We start from the raw sequence: 24345 nt of genomic DNA on the forward strand, positions 1-24345 counted from the left end.
CGAGGCGGGCGAGTTCTAGAAGGACGGTGACAGTTCCGTGGTGATTTGGCCGGTCGGCTTGCAGCCACGTTAAACAATTCGCTAAAGGGCCGTTTGCGTGACGTAACCGGCTTTGCGAATGGCAATGCCGGTTTTTTATTGTCCGCGGCCGGCCGGACAAAACGCATCGGCGGCGATTTTCGTTGGGCACGATGCAGCAAGTGAGTACGTGAATGGCCGCTCTGCGTGCAGGAAAGACCAACAACGAGGCCGACCAACCGTCGAGCCCGGTGTTGCGCTTCGGGCCCGACCAGCCGCTCAAGCTCGACGCCGGCACGCTTTTGTCGCCGTTCCAGATCGCCTACCAGACCTATGGCACGCTGAACGATGCCCGCTCCAATGCCATTCTCGTCTGCCATGCGCTGACCGGCGACCAGCATGTCGCCAACACCAACCCGGTGACCGGCAAGCCGGGCTGGTGGGAAGTGCTGATCGGCCCCGGCAGGATCATCGACACCAACCGTTTCTTCGTCATCTGCTCCAACGTCATCGGCGGTTGCCTGGGCTCCACCGGTCCCGCCTCGACCAATCCCCTCACCGGCAAGCCCTATGGGCTCGACCTGCCTGTCATCACCATTCGCGACATGGTGCGCGCGCAGAAGATGCTGATCGACCATTTCGGCATCGAGAAGCTGTTCTGCGTGCTCGGCGGCTCAATGGGCGGCATGCAGGTGCTGGAATGGGCGTCGAGCTATCCCGAGCGCGTCTTTTCGGCGCTGCCGATCGCTACGGGTGCCCGCCATTCCTCGCAGAACATCGCCTTCCACGAGGTCGGCCGGCAAGCCGTCATGGCTGATCCGGACTGGCATGGCGGCAAGTATTTCGAGCATGGCAAGCGCCCGGAAAAGGGTCTGGCGGTGGCGCGCATGGCGGCCCACATCACCTATCTCTCGGAAGCCGCCCTGCACCGTAAATTCGGCCGCAATCTGCAGGATCGCGACCACCTGACTTTCGGCTTCGACGCCGACTTCCAGATCGAAAGCTATCTGCGCCACCAGGGCATGACCTTCGTCGACCGCTTCGACGCCAACTCCTATCTCTACATGACGCGGTCGATGGACTATTTCGACCTCGCAGCCGATCATGGCGGCAGGCTGGCGGATGCCTTTGCCGGCACCAAGACCCGTTTCTGCCTGGTGTCGTTCACGTCGGACTGGCTGTTTCCGACCGAGGAGAGCCGCTCCATCGTGCACGCGCTCAACGCCGCCGGCGCCTCGGTATCCTTCGTCGAGATCGAGACCGATCGCGGCCACGACGCCTTCCTGCTCGACGAGCCGGAACTGTTCGCCGCCATCAACGGCTTCATCGGCTCCGCGGCCCGCGCCAGAGGGCTAAGCGCATGACCCCGCAAAGTTGCAGACTTTCAGGATCAGGCTCATGCGCCATACAGGAGGCGACATCATGAGCGTCAACGGCAGCCAGCGCGTCGACCTCGAGGTCGTCGCCAACCTCATTCCGCCACAGTCGCGCGTGCTCGACGTCGGTTCGGGCGACGGCTCCTTGCTTGAATTGCTGCAGGAAACCAAACAGGTCGACGGCCGCGGGCTTGAACTGTCGCAGCGCGGCGTCAACGAATGCGTGGCGCGCGGCCTCTCTGTCATCCAGGGCGATGCCGACAAGGATCTCGAATTCTATCCCGACAAGGGTTTTGACTTCGTCGTCCTGTCGCAGACCTTGCAGGCGACCCGCAACCCGAAGCTGGTGCTCGACGAACTGCTCAGGATCGGCAACAGGGCGATCGTCTCTTTCCCCAATTTCGGCCATTGGCGGGTGCGCCTGTCGCTGTTCGTCAAGGGCCGCATGCCGGTGACCCAGGACCTGCCCTATTCCTGGTACGACACGCCCAACATCCACTTCTGCACCATCCGCGACTTCGTCAACCTGTGCGATGAGCTCGGCGCGACGGTGGAAAAGGCGACCGCGCTCGACGCAGCCGGCCAGAAGATCGGCCTGTCGATGCCCTGGTGGTTCTGGAATTTCTTCGGCCAGCAAGCGGTGTTCTTGCTGAAGCGGTAAGGCATGGAACGTCTAGCCCAGGACATCCGTGGCCTTGTGCGGGTGCTCGACACCGTCGGCGAACACCACATCGGATCGGGAATTGTCCGTGCGCAGGGCCAGTATTGCCTGATAGGCGGGCGAATCATACCACCGGCGCATCTGCCGCCGGTCGGGAAACTCGATGATGATGAGGTTGCCCGGCCAATCGTTCTCGATCACCTCCAGATTGCCGCCATGGACCAGGAAGCGGCCGCCGAACGGTTCCAGCGTGGCATCGATCCTGTGCAGATATTCGACGATCTGCGGGCCCATCCTGACTTGGCGCATATGGGCAACGGCGTAGGCGGTCATGACGTAACTCCCTTGTCGAGCGGCCGATTTGCCGGTCTCATGGCTGCAAATTGCCAAGGGAGGTGACGAGACTCGATTACGCCTGAGGTAATAGGCCAACATCGATGCCGTGCACGAATCAGCGCTTGAGCGCGAGCGGAACCGCATCCCCTCAGACTTGCCAGGGTGTTGCTATTGGGGCGCGGAGGCCCAAAATCGGCGTTTCAGACCAGCCGGATTTCGCGTCTTTGGATGACATGTGAAGATGGTCTTTGTAGCGTCGCGCCGAACGTAATGCTTGGGCGGGGCATGGAACGCAAATCCCAGACCTATTCAATCGTAGTCGAAATGGAAAATGCCCAATCCATCAATGAAGATGAGATCGGCGCTTCATTCCGCGCCTTGGCGCGGGAAATAGAGGCCGCAACGACTGACGATCGGCACCCCAAGCCGGAGGTTATTGTCGTTCACAGCGGAGAGAATACCGAGACGCCGCTCCTCCAGCAGCGTATCGCCGAACTTGTTCCGCGACTTGACGCCGTCGCCAATCTGGTCTTCAGCGCCAGCACCGGCAGCCGATACTATGAGATCAAGAACGCGGGCGTTGGATTGGCCACGGGCGACATCGTGGTTTTCTGCGATTCCGACACGGTTATGGAGAGCGGCTGGCTGTCGGCGCTCCTTGAACCGTTACAGGACCCGAAGACGATGGCCGTGAGCGGCTACACCTATCTCGGCCATGACGATTTCGCCTCGCGCACCTTTGCACTGCTGTGGTTCTTCCCGCTGCGCGACGGGGATCAGCGTTTCGCCTCCAGGCGGGCAATGAACGCCAACAATTGCGCCTTTCGCAGAAGTTGGTTGGCCAGCCATCCCTATCCGGCCAGCAATGGTTTCAAGGTTTCCTGCACGTTGCTTACCAGCCAGTTGCGGGAAAGCGGACATGACTTCGTCAGGGTCGATGCCCGGGCCAGCCATTATCCTCCGCGCGGCTGGCGTTTTTTCTTCTGGCGCGCGCTCGTCACCGGTCGCGATGCGGACCGCAAATATGTGGCGCTGGAATCGCCGTCGCGAACCGCACGGGTGGTCAAGGCGGCAAGGCGCTGGTTTTCGACATCGCGCCGGGTGGGCGGTCGCATCCTTGCGCATGCGGCACGACTCGGCATGCCAATCTGGCAGATTCCGTTTGCCCTGATCGTCGGCATGGCCTTTTGCACGCTGGTGTTCGTCGCCCAGATGGCCATGGCGCTTGGTCTGGTCCGGGACGAGCCGGAATACGTCCCTCTTTACGTCGGTCATAGCTGAGTGGCCAAAGCCTTGGATGCGGCTCCCCTTATCACGGTGATCACACCGACCCACAACAGGCGCGACAAGGTGTTGCGCGCTGTCGAAAGCGTGCTGTCCCAAAGCATGTCGAGGCTTGAGCACATTGTCGTCGACGATGGCTCGACGGACGGAACCGAAGCCGCGCTCGACCGCGTTCACGACCCGCGTCTGATCTATGTCGGTGCGAAATGGCGCGGGGCCAACGCCGCGAGGAATGCCGGCATCGAGCGGGCGCGAACGCCCCTGGTGACGTTTCTCGATTCGGACGATGTCTACATGCCGCATCGGCTTGAACGGACTTTGGCCTGGTTCGAAGACAACCCTGGCCTTCAGGTGCTGCTTAGTTCTTTTGTGTCCTTGAAGAACGGCCGCAGCACCAACTGCACCAACCCCGAGGCCTTCATCAATCCGGCGATGCTGGAGCGGACACTCGTCGCCCAGACGATCTTTATCGCTGGCTCGGCGATCACCGCGCGTCGCGAGGCCTTGCTGGCCATTGGCGGCTATGACAGCGATACAACCCGGATGCAGGATCGGGAATTGCTGCTGCGCCTTGCCCGGCGCTTCGGCGCACAACTGTCCGGCGATCTCGACTGGACGAAACACAATTCGGAGAATTCGATTTCGGGACGGCGCGATGGCTATGTCGAAGCCTATGCGAATTTGATGGGCAAGCATCCGTATATTGCCCACGCCTATCCGCACATTCCTCCTTACATGATCTCACGCCAGCTCATAGCCGATATTCTCAGGGGCCGTTTGCCCGAGGCGTTTGCCGGATACATGGCCAACCGGTCTTCCAAGGAACTCGGTTACTCGTTGCCGGAGTTGGTCAACGGTTACGTCTATGGCCGGCGTTGGCGCCGCAATCTCTACAATGAATTTCGCAACCGGTTCGGCGCCCGGCCGGCCTAGCTGCCGCCACGCTCACCGGTCGAGTTCCGGGAAATAGGGATCCGACAGGAACCGCCTGTCCCGCTCGCCCTTCAGGCAATCGATCGGCGCGTCCGCGTCGACGGGAGTGATCTCAGCCTTGTCTTGAAGGCCGCTCACTTCGAGGATCAGCTTGCGCCGGATGGCGGTGGAAAATTCGGCGGCCGCATGGATCGGCAGCACGAAGGAGCCAGGCCCGCCGGTCACGCACTGCGCATAATACTGGTCGAGATGGCTGAAGGTCGGCGACGGGTTGATCAGGATCGGCAGGCCGTTGATGACGATGCCTTTGGCGATGGCCGCATCGCGCGTGGCGGTGACCGGCGGCCCGATATTGTTGGGACCATCGCCCGATATGTCGATGACGCTGCGTTCGCCGGCGAAGTTCGTCCTGTCGAAAAGCCCGGCACCGAAGGCAAGCGCGGTGGAAATCGAGGTGCCGCGAAAACTCCGGAACGGACGCGCCGCCACCTTGTCGGCAAAGCTGTTGGCGCTTTGCGCGCTATCGATGATCTGCCAGCCGATGATCGCGTCATCGCGCACGGTGCCCGCCCATTCGAAATAGGCGAGCGCGATGCGGCCCGTATTGCCGGAACGGACGGCCCGGATGAAGTCGGGATGCCGCAGCGCCTCGACATAGCCGGCGCGTTGCAACGCGAACTCCTTCTCATCCATCGACAACGAAATGTCGACCGCCAGCACCAGCTCGACATCGACGGCCAGCGCCAGTGGCGAGGCAATGGGGGTAGCCTGCGCGCAGGTGAGACAGGCAATCAGAAAGGCATCAAACATGGCGGCGCCAGGGTTGTTTCCCCGGCAAACCTTCCATCGCGATCACGGCAAAATAAGGTTTTGCGCAGCCAGCCGGAGAAACAGGCTACTTCTTGCGCCGGACGGCGGGTGGCGGATCGATGGCGCCGGCCCTGACACGGGCGGGCTTCAGCGCCGGCGCACCAGAATCCTTCACGATCGTCAAACCGCGCGGAAAGAACTGATTGTTGTGCTGGCCGCGCCCGATATTGATGATCGTGGCTCCCGTCAGGTGCTTTTCAAGCATCGCCAGCACGCGGCGCAGCGCGGGTCCATCGAACGCATCCATCGCTTCGTCGATGATCACCCATTTCGGCCGCCGCAGGGCGAGCCTGGCCACGCCCAGCAAGCGCTGTTCGTCATCACCCAACTCATGGTCCCACCGCCCGACACGGTCGAGCGACGACGACAGGCGTTCAAGGCCAACCTCGGCCAGCACCGCCGAAATGTCGGCATCGCTCGCGGGCGCATGCCCGTTCGCGTGATTGAGCACCTCGCGCAGGGTGCCGGCGGGCAAATACGGCACACGTGGCACGAAGATCAGGGTTTCTCCCGCCGGCAGGCCGATCTTTCCGCCGCCCCAGGGCCAAAGCCCGGCGATGGCGCGGAAGAACAGCGTCTTGCCGGCGCCCGGCTCGCCGGTGATCATGACGCGCTCGCCGGCGCGGATTTCGACATGTTCGTCGGAGAGTTTTGTGCAGCCCTCCGGCGAGGCCACTTCGAGCTTCTCGAAGGTCAGGCTGCCATTGGCATTTTGGTCGAAGGTGATGCGCTTTTCGGTGTCGTGCAGCACATCGGTTTCATTGAGCGCGATGCGGAAATCGGCGACGCGCATCAGCGTGGCGCGCCAGTCGGCGATGCTGCCTATATTGTTGATGAACCAGCGCAACGAAGAATGGACCTGATTGAAGGCGCCGACCGCCATCATCAGCCCGCCAAAGCTGATATCGCCCGAGAAATACACAGGCGAAGCGACCAGGATCGGTGCAACGACGGTGATCCAGCCATAGGTATCGGTCACCCAGGACAGGTTGATCTGGGCGGTATAGATGCGCCGCATGGCGCCCAGCACCGTGCCGAGGTCGAGTTCGAGCCGCCGCCTGGCATCGTCCTCGCCATGGTAGAGCGCGATGGCATCGACGTTCTCGTTGACGCGCACCATCGAGGAACGCAGCTCCGCTTCGCGCGTGTAGCGGTCGCTGTTCAGGCTGATGAGCGGGCGCCCGACCAGCCAGCTCAGCCAGGAGGCGGTGCCAGCGTAGAGGAACGCGGCCCAGACCATGTAGCCCGGTATGGCCAGCGACCAGCCGTTGACGTGGAAGACGAAACCCGAAGACAGCTCCCACAGCACGCCGACGAAGGACACGAGCAGGATGAGCGACTGCAGGAGCCCGACGCCGAGGTCTGTCGACAGGTCCGACAGATGCGCCGCATCCTGCTGCATGCGCTGATCCGGATTGACGCCGATGGCACCGGCGTTGGCCAGACGGAAGGCGCGCGCCGGCCGCATCCACTGGTCGATCAAATCCAGCGTCAGCGCCTCGCGCAGCTTCAGCCGGATCATCTGGTTGAGCCAGGTCTGGCCGATATTGAGCACCAGCAGCCCGCCGGCGATCATGGCAAAGACAAGGAGCTGGTGCAGGAAGGCCGCCATGTCGCGCCGCGCCAGGGCATCGTAGAAGGGCTGGTTCCAGCGATTGAGCAGAACCTGGCCGATCGATGTCGCGACGATGACGGCCATGATGCCGACCGACGTCCACAGCAACCACCTGCGAACCGGCGATACCACCAGCGCTTGCTTGATCGTTGCGACCTGATCACGCAGGCTGCTGGCCACGGCGACCGGCTGAACGGTGGCCTGATTGTCCAGTTGATCAGCCATATCAGAAGTCCTTGCGCTCAGGTGCGATGCTGAAACCGGATGAAGAGAGCCCACGGCCGCCGCCCGTGCACGACAGATAGGTCGGAAAAATGCCGCGCGAGGAAAGTTTCCGCGCTGATCACGAAGGTTTCACCTGGCGAGCCGACGTTGCCGCGCCTCCGGCTTCGGCCCGGCGGCCGAGCCGTGTCGCGCCATGCGGCGACAGCACCGGCACGAAGACGCGGCGGGACGCGCGCTGGACCACCGGCACACCCTGGTAGAGCCGCTTCTGCGCCTCGACGACGATGACACCGGAAAAGATCGGCCACAGCCGCCGGCCGAAGCGCTCCAGCACGTTGTGGAAGCGCATCATGAAGCGTCGCCGTGATGGCGGGAAGAACAGCGCATCCGACCACGCCGCCGGCGTGAAATTCGCCTCGCGAAGCAGTTCCGTCAGTTGCCCGCGCGAGAAAGGCCGGCCATTGCCGAACGGCGTGTGCTCGAAACGCGCCCAGACCCCGCGCCGGTTCGGCACGACGATGACGACGCGCCCGGCGGGCGAAAGCACCCGCCAGATCTCGTTCAGCGTCTCGCGCGGGTTTTCGACATGTTCGAGCGAATGGACGAGCAACATGCGGTCGATGCAGGAATCGACCAGCGGCAGTTCCTCGTCGAAGACCAGGGCGGTCGCCGTCGGCCCTGTTGCCGGCCAGACCACGGCGCCCTGCGTCGCCGGCATGAAGGCGAAGACCCGCTCGGCGTCGGAGCCGAAACGCTCCAGCCAGGGCAATGTATAGCCGAGACCGACCAGGCGTTCGTTTGGCACGGCAGCCCATATCGAGGACAGCGCCATGGTGATCGAGCGTTCGGCGAACCGGCCGAGCGTTGTCGAGTAGAACGAGCGAAGGTCGACGATGTCGGAATGCATGTCAGGGATGTAGCCGTGATATCGGCCGGATTCAACAAAGGGCCCTGAGGCGCCCGACATACTCGGATGAGATTCATCATCCCCGGGAATGACATTCGTCATCCCGTGGATGACATCCGTCCTCTGGCGCCCTATGTCTGCGGCGACAAAAGGAGAGATGCGAATGGCGGTCGAAATCGAGCAGTTCATGTGCCGCGCGGACAATTTCGGCGTGCTGGTGCATGACCCCAGGAGCGGGCAGACCGCGATCATCGACGCGCCCGAGGAGGCGCCGATCCTGGCCGCGATCAAGCGCACCGGCTGGACGCCGACGATGATCCTGACCACGCATCATCATATGGATCACGTCGAGGCGAATCTGGCGTTGAAGGAGCGCTTCAAGCTGCGCATCGTCGGCCCGGAGGCGGAAAAGGCCAAGATCCCCGGCATTGACGAAACCGTCGAAGAAGGCTCCGTCCTTCATCTCGGCGATGAGCGCATCGAGGTGATCGCCACCCCCGGCCATACAGCCGGGCACGTCTCCTATCATCTGCCGGCATCGCAGGTGGCGTTCACCGCCGATACGCTGTTCGCGCTCGGCTGCGGGCGGCTGTTCGAATGCAAACCGCCGGTGATGTATGATTCTCTGAAGAAACTGGCCGCGCTTCCCGCCGCGACGACAATCTATTGCGGCCACGAATATACGCTCGCCAACGCCCGTTTCGCGCTGACCGTCGACCCGACCAATTCGGCATTGAGGGAGCGCGCCGCCAGGATCGAGGCGCTGCGGGTCGACAACAAGCCGACACTGCCGACGACGATCGGCGAGGAACTGTCGACCAATCCCTTCCTGCGCTGGCACGATCCGGCGATCCGCAAGCATCTCGGCATGGAAAAGGCCGGGGATGCCGAGGTGTTCGCCGAAATCCGCAAGCGCAAGGACAATTTCTGAGCCTGGTGGTATCGTCGACCCCATGACGAGTTCCGCGGAAATCATCGCTTTGCTTGGTCTGAAACCGCATCCGGAAGGCGGCTGGTACGCGGAGACATTTCGCGACGAAGCCGGCGGTTCGCGTGGTCATTCGACCGCGATCTACTTCCTGCTGGAACAACACCAGCTTTCGGCATGGCATCGGGTCAGGGACGCCGCCGAGGTCTGGCATTTCCACGCCGGCGCACCGCTGGCGCTGTCGATGTGGGAAGAAGGCGCAGCCGTGATCGAGCAGGTGCTGGGCATCGAACTCGCGGCGGGCGAACGGCCGCAGATCGTCGTGCCGGCAGGCTGGTGGCAATCGGCGCGCAGCCTGGGCGACTGGACGCTGGTCGGCTGCACCGTCGCGCCGGGGTTTGATTTCGCCGCCTTCGAATTGGCAGCGCCGGGCTGGCAGCCTAGCCCAACAGGAAACCCAGCGTAATCGCGAGTTGGGCGGTATAGTACAAGACCCAGACGGCCAAACGCATCCAGCCGCGATGTGGCGAGATGGCCGCGACCAGGAATTTCTCCATGGCCAGCAGCCCGTCCGATGCCATGAACAGCACTGCGCCGCCGATGACCCAGGCATTGCTCGTCGTCAGTGCCGCCATGCCCATCGCCAGTATCGCCAGGACATAACAGGCGATCGGAACACGCAGGCTGGGGCCGACGCGGCGCCAGAGCGCAGCCAGCATGACGATCACGAATACCGCCAATGCCAGGGCAATCGCCCCGCGCCAGGCTTCCGCGCCAAGCAGTGCCAACCCGCCACCGCTGCGCAGGAACAGCGCGATATAGACGATATGGGCGACGAGAAAGCTGGCCAAGCCGCCGAGAAACGCCTTTTCGCCGTCGCGCGACAGGAACGCATCGCCAATGGCGCTGAGCGCAAGAGCGGCGACCAGCAGCAGCGGGCCACCTTGCAGCGCCGCCAGCACGGCAAGCATCGCGACCGCGAGCGTCTTTGCCGCCGAGCGGGCGAGCGTTGGCGCCATGCCTGAGGAGAAGGCGTAGATCACCGCCGCCACCAGCGAAAAGATCAGCGTTGCATTGGCGTTGGCATCGATGCCGCCGGCAAACGGCATCGTCATGCCCCGGCTCCGCTTTCGGATGCCCCGGCCTCGCCTCCAGCCGCGACCGGCTTGCGCAGGAACAGGGATTTAGCCGCCAGGGCCGCGCCGCCGGTGATCAGCACGCAGGCGGCCAGGATGCGCAGCGACGGCTCGGCGACGCCGGCCGCAATCAGCACCAGTGTCGACAGCAGCGGCGCCGCATAACTCGCCGCCCCCAGCACCTGGATGTTGCCGCGCTTGACGCCGATGTCCCAGGCATAGAAGGCAGCCCCCACCGGCATCAGGCCAAGGCCAAGCACCGCCAGCCACTGGCCGGTGCCGTCCGGCAGGACCGTTTGCTCCAGCGCCAGATGGCAAACGAGCGACAACACGGCGGTCGCCGCGCAGAACCAGGTGACGATGCTGGTCGGTACCGACGGAAAGCGCCGCGACAACAGCGAATAGGACGACCACAACAGGGCGCAGACGGCGGCCATCGCATAGCCGAAGGTGTAGCGTGCATCGAAGGCCAGCCCGCCACCCTTCGTCACGATCAGAACCGTGCCGGCCAGGCCGAGCAGCGCGCCGACGACATGGTTCCAGGCCAGTTTTTCGCCGGGCATCAGCGCGGAACCCAGCACGATCAGCAGCGGCCACAGATAGGCGATCAGGCTCGCCTCCACCGCCGGCGCGTTGCGCAAAGCGGTGAAATAGAAAAAGTGGTAGCCGAACAGGCCGGCAATGCCGATCACCCAGACCTGGGGTGGTATTTTCTGGCTCCTGTCGGCCGCCGGCATGAACAGCCGTGCGACCAGCCCGACCCCTGTACCGATCGAGAAGGTGATTGCCGACAAAAGGAACGGCGGCACCTTGCCGGATGCGTCGGTGAGCAGCGCCAAAAGCGCCCACATGGCGACCGCCGAAAAGCCGATCAGTGTTGCGCGCCCCATTTTTTCTCCCGTGGCGCGCCCTCTTCTGTTTCCGGTGGCGTGCCTATTGTACCGCTTCGAAACGCCCGGCGCTGATGGTCAAGGTGCCGATCTGTGTTCCGACCGTGGCGTGGATCGGCGCATATACTCCGGTTTGGCCGAGCGGCGCAAACGTCACCATCATGCGGCTTTTGTTCTTGAGATAGTTGAGCGCCTTGCGGCCCTTGCGATAGCCGGCCACCGGCTCGAAACCCATCCGGCAGGTGATGGTATCGCCCTTGTAACCCGGCACCGAGATCGTGCCTTTCGAGGCGTAGGTCAGCGTCAGGTCGGCGCGCATCTCGCCGTCATAGAACTTGACCTTGCGGCCGCAGACCTGATCGAGACTGTCGGCATGGATGACGGTCGCCGCCATTGGATCGAGCACCGCGGCGAGGTCGCCGGCACCGATCGGCACCCAGGCATTGGGGTCACGCTTGCCGGGCGCCGGGATGACCTGCGTCGAGGTCACGTTGCCATTGGCAAAGCGGATATCGATCGCGGACGCCTTCTTGCCGGAGGTGTAATCGGCACGAAATACCTGCGGCACCATCTTCTGGCCTGAAATCGTGCCCTTGGACGAGATCGTACCCCGCGTGTCGTCGAACAGCTTGGCGAGACCGGCCGCCGTCACGGTGCCGTCGATCGCGTAGGCGCCGTTCTCATAGTGGCTTGAGAAGGTCGATCTTGCGATCGAGAGGCCAAGGAACGACACCGTATATTCTCCTTTGAAGGACTGCGGCGAGGCAGCGGAGGCGGCCGACGGCAAGGCGATGGCAAGCACGGCAACAAGTGCGTGAGACAAACGAGGCATGGCGGGATCGGATCCTTGATTTTCGGCCGGAGGCGGGCAACTCCGGTCTGGCATGTCCCTATAAGACCGCTTATAGGGTGAAATCCGGCCTTAATATGAAATGCCGGGCGCTTCCGTGGGGAAGCCGGAGCTTGACGCCCCGGTGAAATGCAACTATGGAACGCCAACTTTTTCCATAAGGCCGCCTGACCAGAACCGCGCGCCACCCGGCGTGGGCACAAGGGTTTGGCAGGTCCCGAGAGAACTGAAGGTTAGAATTATGTCCCGCACCTGCGAACTCACTGCCAAGGCAGTCCAGACCGGCAACAATGTGAGCCACGCCAACAACAAGACCAAGCGTCGCTTCCTGCCGAACCTCGTCAATGTGACGCTGATTTCGGAAGCGCTGAACCAGAATGTGCGCCTGCGCATCTCGGCCAACGCGCTGCGTTCGGTCGAGCATCGCGGCGGCCTCGACGCCTTCCTGGCCAAGGCCGACGTCAAGGAACTGTCGCAGCGCGCGCGCCTGCTGAAGAAGCAGATCGCCAAGAAGCTGGCCGAACAGGTCGCTGCCTAACATCGGATAAAGGCGGGGGACGACCGCCCTGGCCGACCTCTTGTTGGCTTGGAGCATCGGATGGATCCGCAAGGTTCGACAATCCGATGCTCGACTACGAAGCGAGCGCCGCCCGATGGGCAGATGCTCCGCTGGTTCCATTACCCAGGATAAAAAAATGACTTCCTTCTCGCGATATTTGCCCTTCGTGGCCGCCATGGCGCTTGTCGTCGTGGCGTCGAACATCCTCGTGCAGTTCCCGATGCAGGGCCAGATCGGCGGCCTGTCGCTGGCGGACCTGCTTACCTGGGGGGCTTTCACCTATCCCTTCTCGTTCCTCGTCACTGACCTCGCCAACCGCCGCTACGGGCCTGCCGTGGCGCGCCGGATCGTCTTTGTCGGCTTCATGACGGCGGTGGTTTGCTCGATCCTCGTCCCGCCCTTCCTGTTCCGCCATGGCCTGATCGAATTCGAGACCGCCGCTGACCGGCTGGCGCGCATCGCCGCCGCTTCAGGCGCGGCGTTCCTCTCCGCGCAATTGCTTGACGTGACCGTGTTCAACCGGCTGCGCCGGCAGAGCTGGTGGCGGGCGCCAATCGTCGGCACGCTGGTCGGATCGGTGTTCGACACCATGGTCTTCTTCACCGTCGCTTTCTCGGCCGCTTTCGCCTTTGCCGGCCCGAATGATAGCTTTGCGCTCGAAACGGCGCCGCTGATGGGCGTCTTCCATATCGAGGCCATGCGCTGGGTTTCCTGGGCGCTGGGCGATCTCTCGGTGAAATTGATCATCGCCGTGGTCGCGCTTATCCCCTACCGGCTGCTCGCGGCCCGCTGGAGCCAGCCTGCGGTGGCCGTCTAGCCCATGGTCCCGAAAAGTGGCTTCCGGTTTTCGGAAAAGATCATGGTCAGACAAAGCCCATGATCCCCTGGGTCCAGCTCGATTCGGCAAAGACCGGGGATGGTGCCCAAGAGCTTCGTCTCAAGCGGCGCGGCGCCGAATTCTCGATCATGCTCGGCACCAACGAGCTGATGAACAGCCGCCTCAGCGGCTCCGAGGAAGCGCTGGCGAGACTGTCATGCCAGAGGATTTCGGGCCAGAGGATTTCGGGCCATCGGCAGCCGAGGATCCTCATCGGCGGCCTTGGCATGGGTTTCACGCTGCGCGCTGCTCTTGCCGAACTCGGCAAGGATGCCAGCGTCACTGTCGCCGAACTGGTGCCGGCCGTGGTCGCCTGGGCGCGCGGCCCGATGGCGGAAGTGTTTGGCGGTTGTCTCGACGATCCCCGCGTCACCATCCAGGAGACCGATGTCGGGCAATCGATACGGTCGGGGCCTGCGGCCTGGGACGCGATCCTGCTCGATGTCGACAATGGCCCCGAGGGTATCGTCCACAAGGGCAATGACGCCCTCTACAGCCTGGCGGGCCTTAGCGCCGCGCGCAGTGCCCTCAAACCCGGCGGCGTGTTGGCAGTGTGGTCGCAGGGGCCGGATACAGGCTTCACGCGGCGGCTCAAGCAGGCGGGTTTCGCTGTCGAGGAGGTCAACACGCGCGCCAACGGCAAGCGCGGCGCGCGCCATGTCATCTGGATCGCCACCAACAGCCCACGGTCCTGACCAAGCCGTCGCTGGCGGCGTCGGGTTTATCTTGACCTCTGAAGTTCCGCGGCGAGGCTCTCCAGCAGCCCGCGCGTCCCCTCCTCCCGTCCCTTGGCGGAATCGACGCCATCGAAGAAAGCGCCTTGCTCGGTATAGGTCAGCCTTGTGCCATCGCCTACGGGCGTCAGTTCGACGGTGGTCAGCGACACCGACATAGGTTGCGGCCCGATCGCCATCCGGTAGGAAAACACGATGCGCTGGTCCGGAACGATGTCCTGGAACTGGGCGTCGAGCCTGACCTCCGGGCCGCCGCCATAACTGAAGCGCGACACCTCGCCACCGCCGACACGGAAGTCGAAGCTGAATTCGGCGATGGTAAAACCGTCGCCTCCGACCCGCCAGCGCCGCACCGTCGCCTTGTCGGCAAAAGCACGGAAGACTTTGGCCGGCGATTGCGGGTAGGTCCGCTCGATGGTGAATGTGGAGTGGATGACGGAATGCTCGTCCTTCACGGGGGCGATCTGGTTCATTGCTTTTCGTCCTTTTCCTGTTTCTTCCTGGGGGATTGGGGGGATGGATTTGACTCGGCCAGGATTTCACCGAGCCGGTCGAGATGGCGTTCCGCCGGTATGCGGCGTTCGGCAATCCAGTCTGCGAGCGGGGCAAGCCCGCCCGGTTCGATCCGGCAGGTGCGCACCCGCCCGATCTTTTCGCTGCGGATCAGCCCGCAGGCCTCCAGCACCTGCAGATGCTGCAGCACGGCGGCAAACGTCATGCCGAACGGCTCCGCCAGCTGACTGACGGTGGCCGGTCCGCGGCTTAGCCTTTCCAGGATCTGGCGACGGGTCGGCTCGACAAGAGCGCGAAGGATGCTGTCGATCCCGGAATAGTTAAGCATGGACTTGAGTATTGCGGCGGGAGCGCCCATTGTCAAGTCTTGACTAAAGTATTTATAAATCGAGTGACGGGCAGTCGACCCCAACCAGATCGAACCCGCTCCAAATCGAACCCGCCCCAAATCGAACCCGCCGTTGAAAACCCTCAGCTTCGCGATTGGAACAGCTTCTCAATCCTGATGCAGGATGAATTCCAGATAGAGGTTGCGCTGCAGGATCGAGTGGTTGTCATCGGAGATCAGCGACACCATCAGCGCGCCGTCGTCGCGGGTCCAGACGTCGAGACCTTCCATATTGTCGATCTGGTAGCCCATGTCGGCTTCCAGCAGCACCGGCCCGTCGGCGACGGCACCCTTCTGGACGCTCTCGCCATAGATGCGCCGCAGCCGCGTCTTGAGCCCGCCCGCCATGGTGAAACTGCGCTCCAACAGCAAAAGGTCGCCATCCGGCAGGAAGGCGCCATCGGTGATGTCGAAATCGTCGTTGCGTTTGACGGTGAAGACGCCCTTGTGCGGCCCTTCGATAATGGCGGCATAGATATTGCCGGCCTTGTCCAGGCTCTTTTCCGAGACCACGACCAGACCGCCCTCGTGCTGGCCATTGGCATTGGCGTGGGTGACCGTCTCGAAGCCGCGGTTCTGGCGCAATTCCCGCGCCGGCACCAGGAAATCCAGCTGCCGGTATGGCGCCTTCATATTGGCCGGGTCGATCCTGAACTGGGAGACGCGGTGGTTGCGCTCGAAACCGACCGTGGCGATGCCATCCTTGACCGCAAGGCCCTCGGCGTCGACTTCCCATTTCTCGTCGATCGGCTGCCCGCTCTGGTCGACCATCTGCTGCATGCGGAAGTTCTGGATGGCCACGGGTCGCCTGTCGGCATCACGGGCCACCGTGCCGAAGAACCAGTAGCCGGTGTCGGCCACGCCGATGAAATCGCTGCCCGCTTTCAGAAAGCGGAAGGCCGACAGCGCGCCGAAATCGCGCGATTTCGAGGTCATTTCCAGGCCGCCGACGAATTCGAGCGGACCGAACTGCCTGTCGGTCCGGCCAATGCGGAATTCGGTGATCGGGCGGGCCGAAATCTCGATGGGCTCAACCGGGGCCGGCCCAGCCGCACCGGCTGGCGCCGAAGCCACGCCGGCAAGCAGGGCGATGGCGGCGAAAAGCGTCTGCCGAAACCCGCCCCGCGAAAGGATCATCCGGCGCGCCGCATGCCGCCGCGCCGCGTGTCGCGTACGCTCTCTTCGGCAAACAGCGAGGCCAGTTGCTCGGTCATGGCGCCGGCCAGTTCCTCCGCATCGACGATGGTGACGGCGCGGCGGTAGTAGCGCGTGACATCATGGCCGATGCCGATGGCGAGCAATTCCACCGGCGAGCGCGTCTCGATCAGCTCGATGACCGCGCGCAAATGCCGCTCAAGGTAATTGCCCGGATTGACCGACAGGGTCGAATCGTCGACCGGCGCGCCGTCCGAGATCATCATCAGGATCTTGCGCTGTTCGGGCCGGGCGATCAGCCGGTTGTGCGCCCACAACAACGCCTCGCCGTCGATATTTTCCTTGAGCAGGCCTTCGCGCATCATCAGGCCGAGATTGCGCCGTGCCCGCCGCCACGGATGGTCGGCGGATTTGTAGATGATGTGGCGCAGATCGTTTAGGCGGCCGGGGTTCGGCGGCTTGCCGTCCTTCAGCCATTTTTCACGCGCTTGCCCGCCTTTCCAGGCCCGGGTGGTGAAGCCGAGGATCTCGACCGAGACACCGCAGCGTTCCAGCGTGCGCGCCAATATGTCGGCGCAGGTGGCGGCGACCGTGATCGGCCGGCCGCGCATCGAACCCGAATTGTCGAGCACCAGCGTCACCACCGTGTCGCGGAATTTGGTGTCGCGTTCCTGCTTGAAGGACAGCGGCTGCATCGGGTCGATGACGACGCGCACCAGCCGCGCCGGGTCGAGGTAACCCTCTTCGAGGTCGAAATCCCAGGACCGGTTCTGCTGCGCCATCAGGCGGCGCTGCAGACGGTTGGCCAACCGCCCGACCACGCCCGACAGATTGGCAAGCTGCTTGTCGAGAAAGGCGCGCAGCCGGTCGAGCTCTTCCTCTTCGCAAAGCTCCTCGGCGCCGACCGTCTCGTCGAAAGCCGATGTGAAGACCTTGTAGTCGATTTCCTTCGGCAGATTGGTGAAGGGATTGTCGTTGCGGCGCGCCTCGCCGGGCGTCTCGGCATCGGCATCGTCATCGTCGGACAGGTCGTCGGCGGTGGCGTCGGACGCCTCCGTCTCGGACGACTGCTCGTCATCGGCCGAAGCCTCGGCATCCTCGGACTGCGACTGCTCGGAGCCGGAATCCTCTTCACCGCCCTCCTCGCTCTGCTCCTCGCCTTGCGGCTGGTTGTCGTCATTGTCCTCGGAGTCTTCCGTCTCCTGGTCGTCGCCGAGTTCCTCGGCCATTTCCATGGAGGCGAGCATCTCGCGCACGACGCGGGCAAAGGCCTGCTGGTCGTCGAGCTTGGCCGACAGCCCGTCGAGGTCGGCCTTGGCCTTCTCCTCGACCCAGGGACGCCAGAGTTCGACCAGCCGCTCGCCGCTCTTCGGGACCGGCCGGCCGGTCAGTTTCTCGCGCACCATCAAGGCGAGGGCTTCCTCGATCGGCGCGTCGGCCTTGTCCTTGACGTCGACGAGGTTGGCCTTGGCGTATTTGTCCTCCAGCATCGAGCCGATATTGTCGGCAACGCCTTGCATGGCGCGGCTGCCGATCGCCTCGACGCGGGCCTGCTCGACCGCGTCATAAATGGCGCGGGCCGCCTTGCCTTCCGGCGCCAGCTTGGTGTGGATGCGCGCATCGTGGCAGGCACGCTTCAGCGCCATGGAATCGCCGAGGCCGCGGGTGATCGCGATGTCGGTCTTCGACGCCTTTTTCGGCAGTTCGGGCAAACGCGCGCGGCTGCCGGCAAGTGCCGGCCTGTCCTTGGCGAAGCCGACTTCCATGTCCTTGTCGCCGGCAATGGCACGCATGCAGACGGTGACGGCGCGCTTGAAGCTGTCGGCTTCAGACCCCGTCTTCGACTTGTTGCGCGTGTTGTCGCCCGGACCCGCCATTATCTATCTCTATTTCGCTACTGGCTGCTGGCCAAGCTGAGTGCGTAGGAGGCCGACAATCTCTTCCACCGAGATTGTAAAATAGCCCCCTTTCCCACTGTCATATGCCTGTCTCCACAGACTGTATCCATGATCAAATCCATCAGGAATTGGACCGATTCCCTCAAATTCAACCACACTTTCTCTCAGTACATCGGCGGCTACAGGGAGGTGGGGAACCGTTTGTAGCTGCTTTCCATCATTGGGTATCGGCGCATCAGTGATTGAAATCGAAACGATTGGTTGGCTTTCACCCTCCAACTTATCGACCGCGCCTATGATCACCCGCGACGAAAGTGGTGTCGCTCCGTGATACGTCCAAGTCTGCCCGGGCTTGAATGGTTCGTCTTGAGCCATGGCTGCCTGACCGAGACCAAAGCAGAGGATTGAAAAACTCCACAGGAACGTCCTACCGGTTGTTCCCATGGACTGAGGTTACCCCAGCACCACGTTGGCGGCGCTTTCAGGCAGATCCTCGCCGAAGGCGCGCTGGTAGAACTCGGCCACCACCGAGCGTTCCAGCTCATCGCACTTGTTGAGGAAGGTCAGCCGGAACGCCATGCCGATATTGCCGAAGATCTCGGCGTTCTCGGCCCAGGTGATGACCGTACGCGGGCTCATCACGGTCGACAGATCGCCATTGATGAAGGCCGAGCGCGTCATGTCGGCGACGCGCACCATCTTGTTGACGATGTCCTTGCCCTTGCCATCGCGATAGTGCTTGGCCTTGGCCAGCACGATGTTCACTTCATTGTCGTGCGGCAGGTAGTTCAGCGTGGTGACGATCGACCAGCGGTCCATCTGCGCCTGGTTGATCTGCTGCGTGCCGTGATAGAGGCCGGTGGTGTCGCCGAGGCCGACCGTGTTGGCGGTCGAGAACAAGCGGAACGCCGGATGCGGGCGGATGACCCGGCTCTGGTCGAGCAGCGTCAGCCGGCCCGAGGATTCCAGCACGCGCTGGATGACGAACATCACGTCCGGGCGGCCGGCGTCATATTCGTCGAAGCAGAGCGCGACATTGTGCTGGTAGGCCCAGGGCAGGATGCCGTCGCGGAATTCGGTGACCTGCAGCCCGTCCTTGACGACGATCGCGTCCTTGCCGACGAGATCGATACGGCTGACATGGCTGTCGAGGTTGACGCGCACGCAGGGCCAGTTGAGGCGGGCCGCGACCTGTTCGATATGGGTCGATTTGCCGGTGCCGTGATAGCCCGAGACCATGACGCGGCGGTTGTAGGCAAAGCCGGCGAGGATCGCCAGCGTCGTCGCCTTGTCGAACAGATAATCCGGATCGACATCAGGCACATGTTCTGATGTCACCGAGTAGGCCGGCACCACCATCTTGGAGTCGAAGCCGAATTTCTCCTTAACCGACACCGTCGTGTCGGGCAGGTTGGCGATGTCGCGATCGACCTTGTTCATATCTCTCAACGTCTCCACGGGCGAAACGTCCCGTTTCGCCGGCAATCGATTTTGTTCGGGGGCGGTCTTAAAGCCTTTTCCAACCTTATGAAAGTTGGAAAACGACACAAACCATAGGGTCGCTCAGCACAGGCCCGCCTGTTTGAGCACGCGATAGGCCTGCAGCACATCGCGGAACCGGTCTTCCGAACCTCTGTCGCCACCATTCGCATCCGGATGGTGACGCTTCACCAGTTCCTTATAGCGCGCCTTGATATCCTTGCCAGTCGCCTTTGTATCAAGGCCAAGCGTTTCCAGCGCCTTGGCCTCAAGCGGCTTCGCCTTGCGCTCGCGCGCCTCGCGCGGATCCTTCGGTCCCTTGAACAGGTCGAACGGGTCGCGCATGCGGTTGTAGTAGCCGGCGCGGCCGGAGCGCATCTGCGCCATATCAGGCGATGAACGCGTCGAGGCGCCGTTGACGCCCATCTTCCAGGTCGGCCGGTGGCCGGTCATCGCTTCCTTCTGGAAGCGCGCCACCTCGGTATCCGGCACGCCGGAGAAGTAGTTGAAGCCCTTGTTGTACTCGCGCACATGATCGAAGCAGAAGCGGAAATACTCGCCCTCCTTCATCCGCCCGACCGGCGCGCGATGGGTGCCCGCCTCCTTGCAGCCGTCCCACTGGCAAATCGGCGAATGCGACTTCAGCTCCGCGTCCTTGTCAGGGCGGACGCGAATCTTCTCGAAATATTTGGGATACGGCTTCATCTCACCCATTTATGGGGCGTTCGCAGATGCGAAACAAGAATTGACATTTTCGCGATCATCGCCCTAACCGCTGAATCGCGGCTTAAAGCAGGCGAATGGCGGATTTAGTTGCGAAACAGCGGCCCCCAGGGCTGGTACGCCAGCCATATGTGGTGAAGGGAGACGGCAATGTCCATACAGGCGACCATGGAAGACAAGCTCAACCGGGCATTTTCGCCGGACCGGCTGGTCATCATCAACGAAAGTCATCTCCACGCCGGCCATCACCACCACGGCTCCGACCATCACGGCGCCTATGACGGCACCGGCGAGACGCATTTTCGCGTCCGCGTCGTCTCAGCCGCCTTTGCCGGCATGAGCCGCATCGACCGCCACCGCGCCGTCAACGAACTGCTGGCCGATCAACTAAAGGCCGGCGTGCACGCACTGGCGATCGAACCGGCGGCGCCGGGTGAGAAGACGCGCTGGTAGCTCAAACTGTATCGATAGCAGCGCTTCAGATCACCGCTTCGATCAGGAACGGGCCGCGCCGCGACAGGGCGCTGTCCAACAGCGCGTCGAACCGCTCGCAGGTGTCGGCGCGCGCCGCTTCCACCCCCATGCCCTTGGCCAGCGACACCCAGTCCAGCGCGGGATGGTCGAGGTCGAGCATGCGCCTGGCGTTCTCGCCGATCGCATTGACGCCGACATTCTTCATCTCGCCATGCAGGATCGCGTAGGTGCGGTTGGAAAAGACGATCGTCACCACGTCGAGATTTTCCCGCGCCTGCGTCCACAGCCCCTGCACCGTGTACATGCCGCTGCCATCGGCCTCCAGGTTGATCACCTTGCGGTCGGGACAGGCGATGGCCGCTCCCGTCGCCATCGGAATGCCGCCGCCGATCGATCCGCCGGTGCCCATCATATAGTCATGCGGCGCGGCGAAAGCCGACAGCGCGAAGAAACGCCTGGCCGAAGTGACCGCCTCGTCGCAGACGATCGCATTGTCCGGCAGCTTGCGCGCCACCGACAGCGCGATGGCGTCTTCCGTGAGCTGGCCGCGCGGCGCTGCCTCGTCGGGAAAGGTGGTCGCAAACACCGCCTGCTGCGACGGCTTGACGCCGAGCTCATCACGAAGCGCTCCGAGCGCCGCCTGCAGATCATCGCCATGGGCGGCCAACGTGAGCACCTGGCAGTCGTCGCGCACAAGCCGCCCCGGTTTTCCCGGATAGGCGAAGAAGGCGACCGGCTCGCTGCCGCCGACCAGCACCAGGACATCGACATCCCCCAGCAACGCCGTCGCAGCATCGATCGGATAGGGAATGCGGGTCGGCGCCACGCGCCCGCGTCCGCGCTGCATGCGCGCGATCAGGACCTCACTGAACAGGCGGACATCGCAGGCTGTCGAGATCTGGCCGGCGATCTCGAGCGCATCGGCCCGCGCCGCCCGCCCGCGAACGATCATGCCGACGCGCCCTGGCGCGGCACGGATCGCGGCGGCAGCCTCGCGCACGGCATCCATGTCGACCGCCGGCGGCGGAGAAAGCACGACCTTGCCCGGCGAAGCAGGGTTGGCGTCGCCCCAGGCGGCATCAGCCGGCAGGATCAGCGTGGTGACGCCCGGCGGCGTCAGCGAGGCGCGGAAGGCGGTTTCCGTGGCCGGCTGGACATCGGCGGGTCCTTCGATCCGGCGCACCCAGTTGGACATCGGCGCCGCAAGGCCTTCAATGTCACTGGTGAGCGGCGCGTCGAGGGCCAGGTGATAGGAAGCATGGTCGCCGACGATGTTGATCATTGGCGTCCTGGCACGGCGCGCATTGTGCATGTTGGCCAGCCCATTGGCCAGGCCCGGACCTGTGTGCAGCAAGGTCGCGGCTGGACGGTCGGTCATGCGCGCATAGCCGTCGGCCGCCCCCGTCACGACGCCCTCGAACAGGCCAAGCACGCAACGCATCTCCGGCTTGCGGTCGAGCGCGGCAACGAAATGCATCTCGGAGGTGCCGGGATTGGCGAAGCATACCGTCACATCATTGGCCAGCAGCACGTCGCACAGCACATCGGCACCATTCATGCAATTTTCTCCCCATTCGCGGTCAGCAGCAAATCCGGGACAGGCGCGTAGCGCCTTCCCTTACGGATTTGCGTCAAGCAGATGGAGCAATTGCACCCGCGGATGTCCGCGCGGCAATATCCCGCCGCTGCTTTTGGCATGATCCAGTCGCAGGAATGGACGAGCGGAACGTCGCCGGCGATCAACCGACCGCGGATTTCAGGAATGCCAGGGCGGCAGCGGTCAGCGCGTCACCATCCCTGCCGAAATCGCGGTCGATCGACATATGCGTATAGGCACTGCCGTCGAACAGTGTCACCTCGGTACCCGTGGCGCGCAGGCGCTCGGCGAAGGCCTTGGACTCCTCGCCACGGCCCTCGGCGCGCGAATAGGCGATGAAGGTCGGCGGGTGCTTGCGGCCGTCCACATAGCTGGCCGGCGACAGTGCCGCCCACTGCGAGCGATCGGAAAAGACCCGCGCATAGGCCCGTACCATGCCGCCATTTTTCTCGAGCGCCGCAAGGTCATAGGCCCTGGTGTCGTCGAGGAGCAGCCCGGCGACGCCGGGCAGCCCGCCGCGCATGCCGGTCAAGGCAATCAGATGGCAACCTGCCGAATGGCCCATGCCGACAATGCGCTTGGGATCGCCGCCATGCCCGGCGATGTTGGCCCTGACATAGGCATAGGCCTTTTCCACATCGGCGGCCTGGGTGGCGACATCGGCCTCAGGCAGCATGCGGTAGTCGATCGAAACGAAGCAGAAGCCGTTGGCGAGCAGGAATGCCGGCTTGGCGCCCACCTGGCTGCGTTTGCCGAACTCCCACGCGCCGCCATGGACGAAAAAGACGACAGGCAGTCCGTTCGCGCCGTCGGGCGCGTAGATGTCGAGCTTGGCCGGCCCGTAATCGAAGGTTTTGGGAGAGGGCGAGGATTGCCGCGCGAAAGTCGTGGCCGGCAGAAAAGCCGCCATCGAAACCAAAAGCAGGGTTCGCCGATCGATCATCATCTTCTCCTGACTGCCCGGCGCAAAATGCACCGGGACGACGCGAAGTTCCAATGAAGGATCGGTAACGTGGCCTGCCGCCAAGCTACGCGACCGGCCTGATCCTGATCCTGGCGATCCGGTTCTTGTCGCGCTTCATGACGATGAAGCGCTTGCCGTGGAAGGTGAAGGCCTGCTTCTCCTCTGGTATCGACTGTGTCTCATGGATGACGAGGCCAGCGATGGTGGTCGCCTCCTCGTCCGGCAGGTTCCAGTCGAGCGCCCGGTTCAGGTCGCGGATCGGCACCGTGCCGTCGACGACAACGGAGCCGTCCGCCTCCTGCTTGACGCCCTGTATGTCGACATCGTGCTCGTCGGCGATTTCGCCGACAATCTCCTCGATGATGTCTTCCAGCGTCACCAGCCCCTCAACCTCGCCATATTCGTCGACGACGATGGCAAAATGCGCCTTGCGGCGCAGGAAGGCGTTGAGCTGTTCCTGCAGGGTCGTGGTGTCGGGCACGAACCAGGGTTTCGAGGCGATCTTCATCACGTCGATCCTGGAAAAATCATTGCCGACTTCGTTCAGCGCACGCAGCAGGTCCTTGGCGTGCAGCACGCCGACGATATTGTCGAGCGAGCCCTTCCACAACGGCATGCGCGTGTGCGGGCTCTGCAGGATCTCGCGCACCACCGCTTCCGGCGCATTGTCGGCGTTGACCGATCGCATGTTGGTGCGGTGCACCATGATATCGGAGACTTCGAGCTCTTCGAGATCGAACAGGCCGCCGACGCGGTCGCGGTCCTCGCGCACCACCTGGCCGTCACGGCGGAAATCGTCGACCGCGCCGCGCAATTCGTCCTGGCTCGACCGCTGCGGCTCGATTCGCGACAGCTCATAGCCGAACATGGCGAGAAGACGCGTGCGCACGGCAACGACCAGCAGGATGACGATGGCAAGGACGGCGACGACGATCCAGCCCGTCTCGTTGTCCAT

The 24345-nt window shown here is 63.3% G+C and carries 27 protein-coding genes and 1 riboswitch; of the genes, 10 read left to right on the forward strand and 17 right to left on the reverse strand.

The features are described 5' to 3' along the window. The first annotated feature begins 27 nt into the window (after positions 1 to 27). Positions 28 to 105: riboswitch (SAM riboswitch) on the forward strand. Positions 106 to 212: 107 nt separating this feature from the next. Together FJ977_RS14520 and metW are read left to right on the forward strand one after the other, a co-directional pair. Continuing rightward, positions 213 to 1382, forward strand: coding sequence for a homoserine O-acetyltransferase (locus tag FJ977_RS14520; protein ID WP_140772376.1), 1170 nt, complete (start codon positions 213 to 215; stop codon positions 1380 to 1382). 58 nt (positions 1383 to 1440) lie between these two features. After that, entirely contained in the window at positions 1441 to 2055 is a 615-nt protein-coding gene (gene metW / locus FJ977_RS14525; protein ID WP_140772803.1) for a methionine biosynthesis protein MetW, read from the forward strand. 12 nt (positions 2056 to 2067) lie between these two features. On the opposite strand, the gene FJ977_RS14530 is transcribed toward metW, so the two are convergent. After that, positions 2068 to 2388 (reverse strand): DUF1330 domain-containing protein, encoded by a 321-nt coding sequence (locus FJ977_RS14530; protein WP_140772378.1) that lies wholly within the window; start codon positions 2386 to 2388, stop codon positions 2068 to 2070. 231 nt (positions 2389 to 2619) lie between these two features. Between FJ977_RS14530 and FJ977_RS14535 the strand changes: the two genes are divergently transcribed. Together FJ977_RS14535 and FJ977_RS14540 are read left to right on the forward strand one after the other, a co-directional pair. Next, the gene (locus FJ977_RS14535) at positions 2620 to 3672 is read left to right on the forward strand and encodes a glycosyltransferase (protein WP_246683086.1); all 1053 of its coding nucleotides are present in this window, start codon (positions 2620 to 2622) and stop codon (positions 3670 to 3672) included. Next, the gene (locus tag FJ977_RS14540) at positions 3673 to 4608 is read left to right on the forward strand and encodes a glycosyltransferase family 2 protein (protein ID WP_181179825.1); all 936 of its coding nucleotides are present in this window, start codon (positions 3673 to 3675) and stop codon (positions 4606 to 4608) included. It begins immediately after the preceding gene. Between the two features lie 12 nt (positions 4609 to 4620). Here FJ977_RS14540 and FJ977_RS14545 read toward each other — a convergent pair whose 3' ends face one another. The 3 genes from FJ977_RS14545 to FJ977_RS14555 all read right to left on the reverse strand — a co-directional run bounded on the left by FJ977_RS14545 (position 4621) and on the right by FJ977_RS14555 (position 8225). Continuing rightward, positions 4621 to 5418, reverse strand: coding sequence for a DUF1194 domain-containing protein (locus FJ977_RS14545; RefSeq protein ID WP_140772380.1), 798 nt, complete (start codon positions 5416 to 5418; stop codon positions 4621 to 4623). Positions 5419 to 5503: 85 nt separating this feature from the next. Further along, positions 5504 to 7318 carry an ABC transporter ATP-binding protein/permease gene (locus FJ977_RS14550; RefSeq protein ID WP_140772382.1) on the reverse strand — a complete coding sequence of 605 codons (1815 nt, stop codon included), beginning with the start codon at positions 7316 to 7318 and terminating at the stop codon, positions 5504 to 5506. A gap of 118 nt (positions 7319 to 7436) precedes the next feature. Further along, positions 7437 to 8225 carry a methyltransferase domain-containing protein gene (locus tag FJ977_RS14555; protein WP_056576031.1) on the reverse strand — a complete coding sequence of 263 codons (789 nt, stop codon included), beginning with the start codon at positions 8223 to 8225 and terminating at the stop codon, positions 7437 to 7439. Positions 8226 to 8388: 163 nt separating this feature from the next. On the opposite strand from FJ977_RS14555, the gene gloB reads away from it, so the two are divergent. Further along, positions 8389 to 9156 (forward strand): hydroxyacylglutathione hydrolase, encoded by a 768-nt coding sequence (gloB, locus tag FJ977_RS14560; protein WP_140772383.1) that lies wholly within the window; start codon positions 8389 to 8391, stop codon positions 9154 to 9156. A gap of 22 nt (positions 9157 to 9178) precedes the next feature. Continuing rightward, complete coding sequence (locus FJ977_RS14565; RefSeq protein WP_140772385.1) at positions 9179 to 9619, forward strand: cupin domain-containing protein; 441 nt, start codon at positions 9179 to 9181, stop codon at positions 9617 to 9619. Here FJ977_RS14565 and FJ977_RS14570 read toward each other — a convergent pair. Genes FJ977_RS14570 through FJ977_RS14580 form a run of 3 tightly spaced genes read right to left on the reverse strand, consistent with a single transcriptional unit; the run spans position 9594 to position 12011 of the window. Further along, positions 9594 to 10268, reverse strand: a complete 675-nt coding sequence (locus tag FJ977_RS14570) for a lysoplasmalogenase (RefSeq protein WP_140772387.1) — start codon at positions 10266 to 10268, stop codon at positions 9594 to 9596. The genes FJ977_RS14565 and FJ977_RS14570 overlap by 26 nt on opposite strands. Further along, positions 10265 to 11179, reverse strand: coding sequence for an EamA family transporter (locus FJ977_RS14575; RefSeq protein ID WP_140772389.1), 915 nt, complete (start codon positions 11177 to 11179; stop codon positions 10265 to 10267). The genes FJ977_RS14570 and FJ977_RS14575 overlap by 4 nt, the downstream gene beginning before the upstream one ends. A gap of 43 nt (positions 11180 to 11222) precedes the next feature. Further along, entirely contained in the window at positions 11223 to 12011 is a 789-nt protein-coding gene (locus FJ977_RS14580) for a DUF3108 domain-containing protein (protein ID WP_140772391.1), read from the reverse strand. 259 nt (positions 12012 to 12270) lie between these two features. Here FJ977_RS14580 and rpmB point away from each other — a divergent pair, with 259 nt between their 5' ends. The 3 genes from rpmB to FJ977_RS14595 all read left to right on the forward strand — a co-directional run bounded on the left by rpmB (position 12271) and on the right by FJ977_RS14595 (position 14160). Next, positions 12271 to 12567 (forward strand): 50S ribosomal protein L28, encoded by a 297-nt coding sequence (gene rpmB / locus FJ977_RS14585; RefSeq protein WP_010911765.1) that lies wholly within the window; start codon positions 12271 to 12273, stop codon positions 12565 to 12567. Positions 12568 to 12724: 157 nt separating this feature from the next. Then, positions 12725 to 13405, forward strand: coding sequence for a queuosine precursor transporter (locus FJ977_RS14590; RefSeq protein WP_140772393.1), 681 nt, complete (start codon positions 12725 to 12727; stop codon positions 13403 to 13405). 59 nt (positions 13406 to 13464) lie between these two features. After that, positions 13465 to 14160, forward strand: a complete 696-nt coding sequence (locus tag FJ977_RS14595; RefSeq protein ID WP_140772395.1) for a hypothetical protein — start codon at positions 13465 to 13467, stop codon at positions 14158 to 14160. A gap of 26 nt (positions 14161 to 14186) precedes the next feature. On the opposite strand, the gene FJ977_RS14600 is transcribed toward FJ977_RS14595, so the two are convergent. The 7 genes from FJ977_RS14600 to FJ977_RS14630 all read right to left on the reverse strand — a co-directional run bounded on the left by FJ977_RS14600 (position 14187) and on the right by FJ977_RS14630 (position 20346). Then, positions 14187 to 14672, reverse strand: a complete 486-nt coding sequence (locus FJ977_RS14600) for an SRPBCC family protein (RefSeq protein ID WP_140772397.1) — start codon at positions 14670 to 14672, stop codon at positions 14187 to 14189. Next, complete coding sequence (locus FJ977_RS14605) at positions 14669 to 15040, reverse strand: metalloregulator ArsR/SmtB family transcription factor (RefSeq protein ID WP_140772809.1); 372 nt, start codon at positions 15038 to 15040, stop codon at positions 14669 to 14671. Before FJ977_RS14605 ends, FJ977_RS14600 begins: the two co-directional genes overlap by 4 nt. Before the next feature lie 168 nt (positions 15041 to 15208). Beyond that, positions 15209 to 16237 carry an esterase-like activity of phytase family protein gene (locus tag FJ977_RS14610; RefSeq protein WP_140772399.1) on the reverse strand — a complete coding sequence of 343 codons (1029 nt, stop codon included), beginning with the start codon at positions 16235 to 16237 and terminating at the stop codon, positions 15209 to 15211. Next, on the reverse strand, positions 16234 to 18132 hold the full coding sequence (gene cobT, locus FJ977_RS14615) for a cobaltochelatase subunit CobT (protein ID WP_140772401.1): 1899 nt from the start codon (positions 18130 to 18132) through the stop codon (positions 16234 to 16236). The genes FJ977_RS14610 and cobT overlap by 4 nt, the downstream gene beginning before the upstream one ends. A 9-nt stretch (positions 18133 to 18141) precedes the next feature. After that, on the reverse strand, positions 18142 to 18597 hold the full coding sequence (locus FJ977_RS14620) for a hypothetical protein (protein ID WP_140772403.1): 456 nt from the start codon (positions 18595 to 18597) through the stop codon (positions 18142 to 18144). Between the two features lie 9 nt (positions 18598 to 18606). Further along, the gene (cobS, locus tag FJ977_RS14625; protein WP_056576002.1) at positions 18607 to 19593 is read right to left on the reverse strand and encodes a cobaltochelatase subunit CobS; all 987 of its coding nucleotides are present in this window, start codon (positions 19591 to 19593) and stop codon (positions 18607 to 18609) included. A 123-nt stretch (positions 19594 to 19716) separates the two neighbouring features. Then, positions 19717 to 20346: a J domain-containing protein gene (locus FJ977_RS14630; RefSeq protein WP_115140634.1), complete on the reverse strand. Its 630-nt coding sequence runs from the start codon at positions 20344 to 20346 to the stop codon at positions 19717 to 19719. Positions 20347 to 20505: 159 nt separating this feature from the next. Here FJ977_RS14630 and FJ977_RS14635 point away from each other — a divergent pair, with 159 nt between their 5' ends. Next, positions 20506 to 20808, forward strand: a complete 303-nt coding sequence (locus FJ977_RS14635; RefSeq protein ID WP_140772405.1) for a BolA family transcriptional regulator — start codon at positions 20506 to 20508, stop codon at positions 20806 to 20808. Between the two features lie 25 nt (positions 20809 to 20833). Here FJ977_RS14635 and FJ977_RS14640 read toward each other — a convergent pair whose 3' ends face one another. The 3 genes from FJ977_RS14640 to FJ977_RS14650 all read right to left on the reverse strand — a co-directional run bounded on the left by FJ977_RS14640 (position 20834) and on the right by FJ977_RS14650 (position 24345). Beyond that, complete coding sequence (locus FJ977_RS14640; protein WP_140772407.1) at positions 20834 to 22387, reverse strand: acetolactate synthase large subunit; 1554 nt, start codon at positions 22385 to 22387, stop codon at positions 20834 to 20836. Between the two features lie 181 nt (positions 22388 to 22568). After that, positions 22569 to 23369, reverse strand: a complete 801-nt coding sequence (locus FJ977_RS14645; protein ID WP_140772409.1) for an alpha/beta hydrolase — start codon at positions 23367 to 23369, stop codon at positions 22569 to 22571. Between the two features lie 85 nt (positions 23370 to 23454). Further along, positions 23455 to 24345: an HlyC/CorC family transporter gene (locus FJ977_RS14650; protein WP_140772411.1), complete on the reverse strand. Its 891-nt coding sequence runs from the start codon at positions 24343 to 24345 to the stop codon at positions 23455 to 23457.

This window comes from Mesorhizobium sp. B2-1-3A (genome assembly GCF_006442655.1).
In the GTDB taxonomy this organism is placed as follows: domain Bacteria; phylum Pseudomonadota; class Alphaproteobacteria; order Rhizobiales; family Rhizobiaceae; genus Mesorhizobium.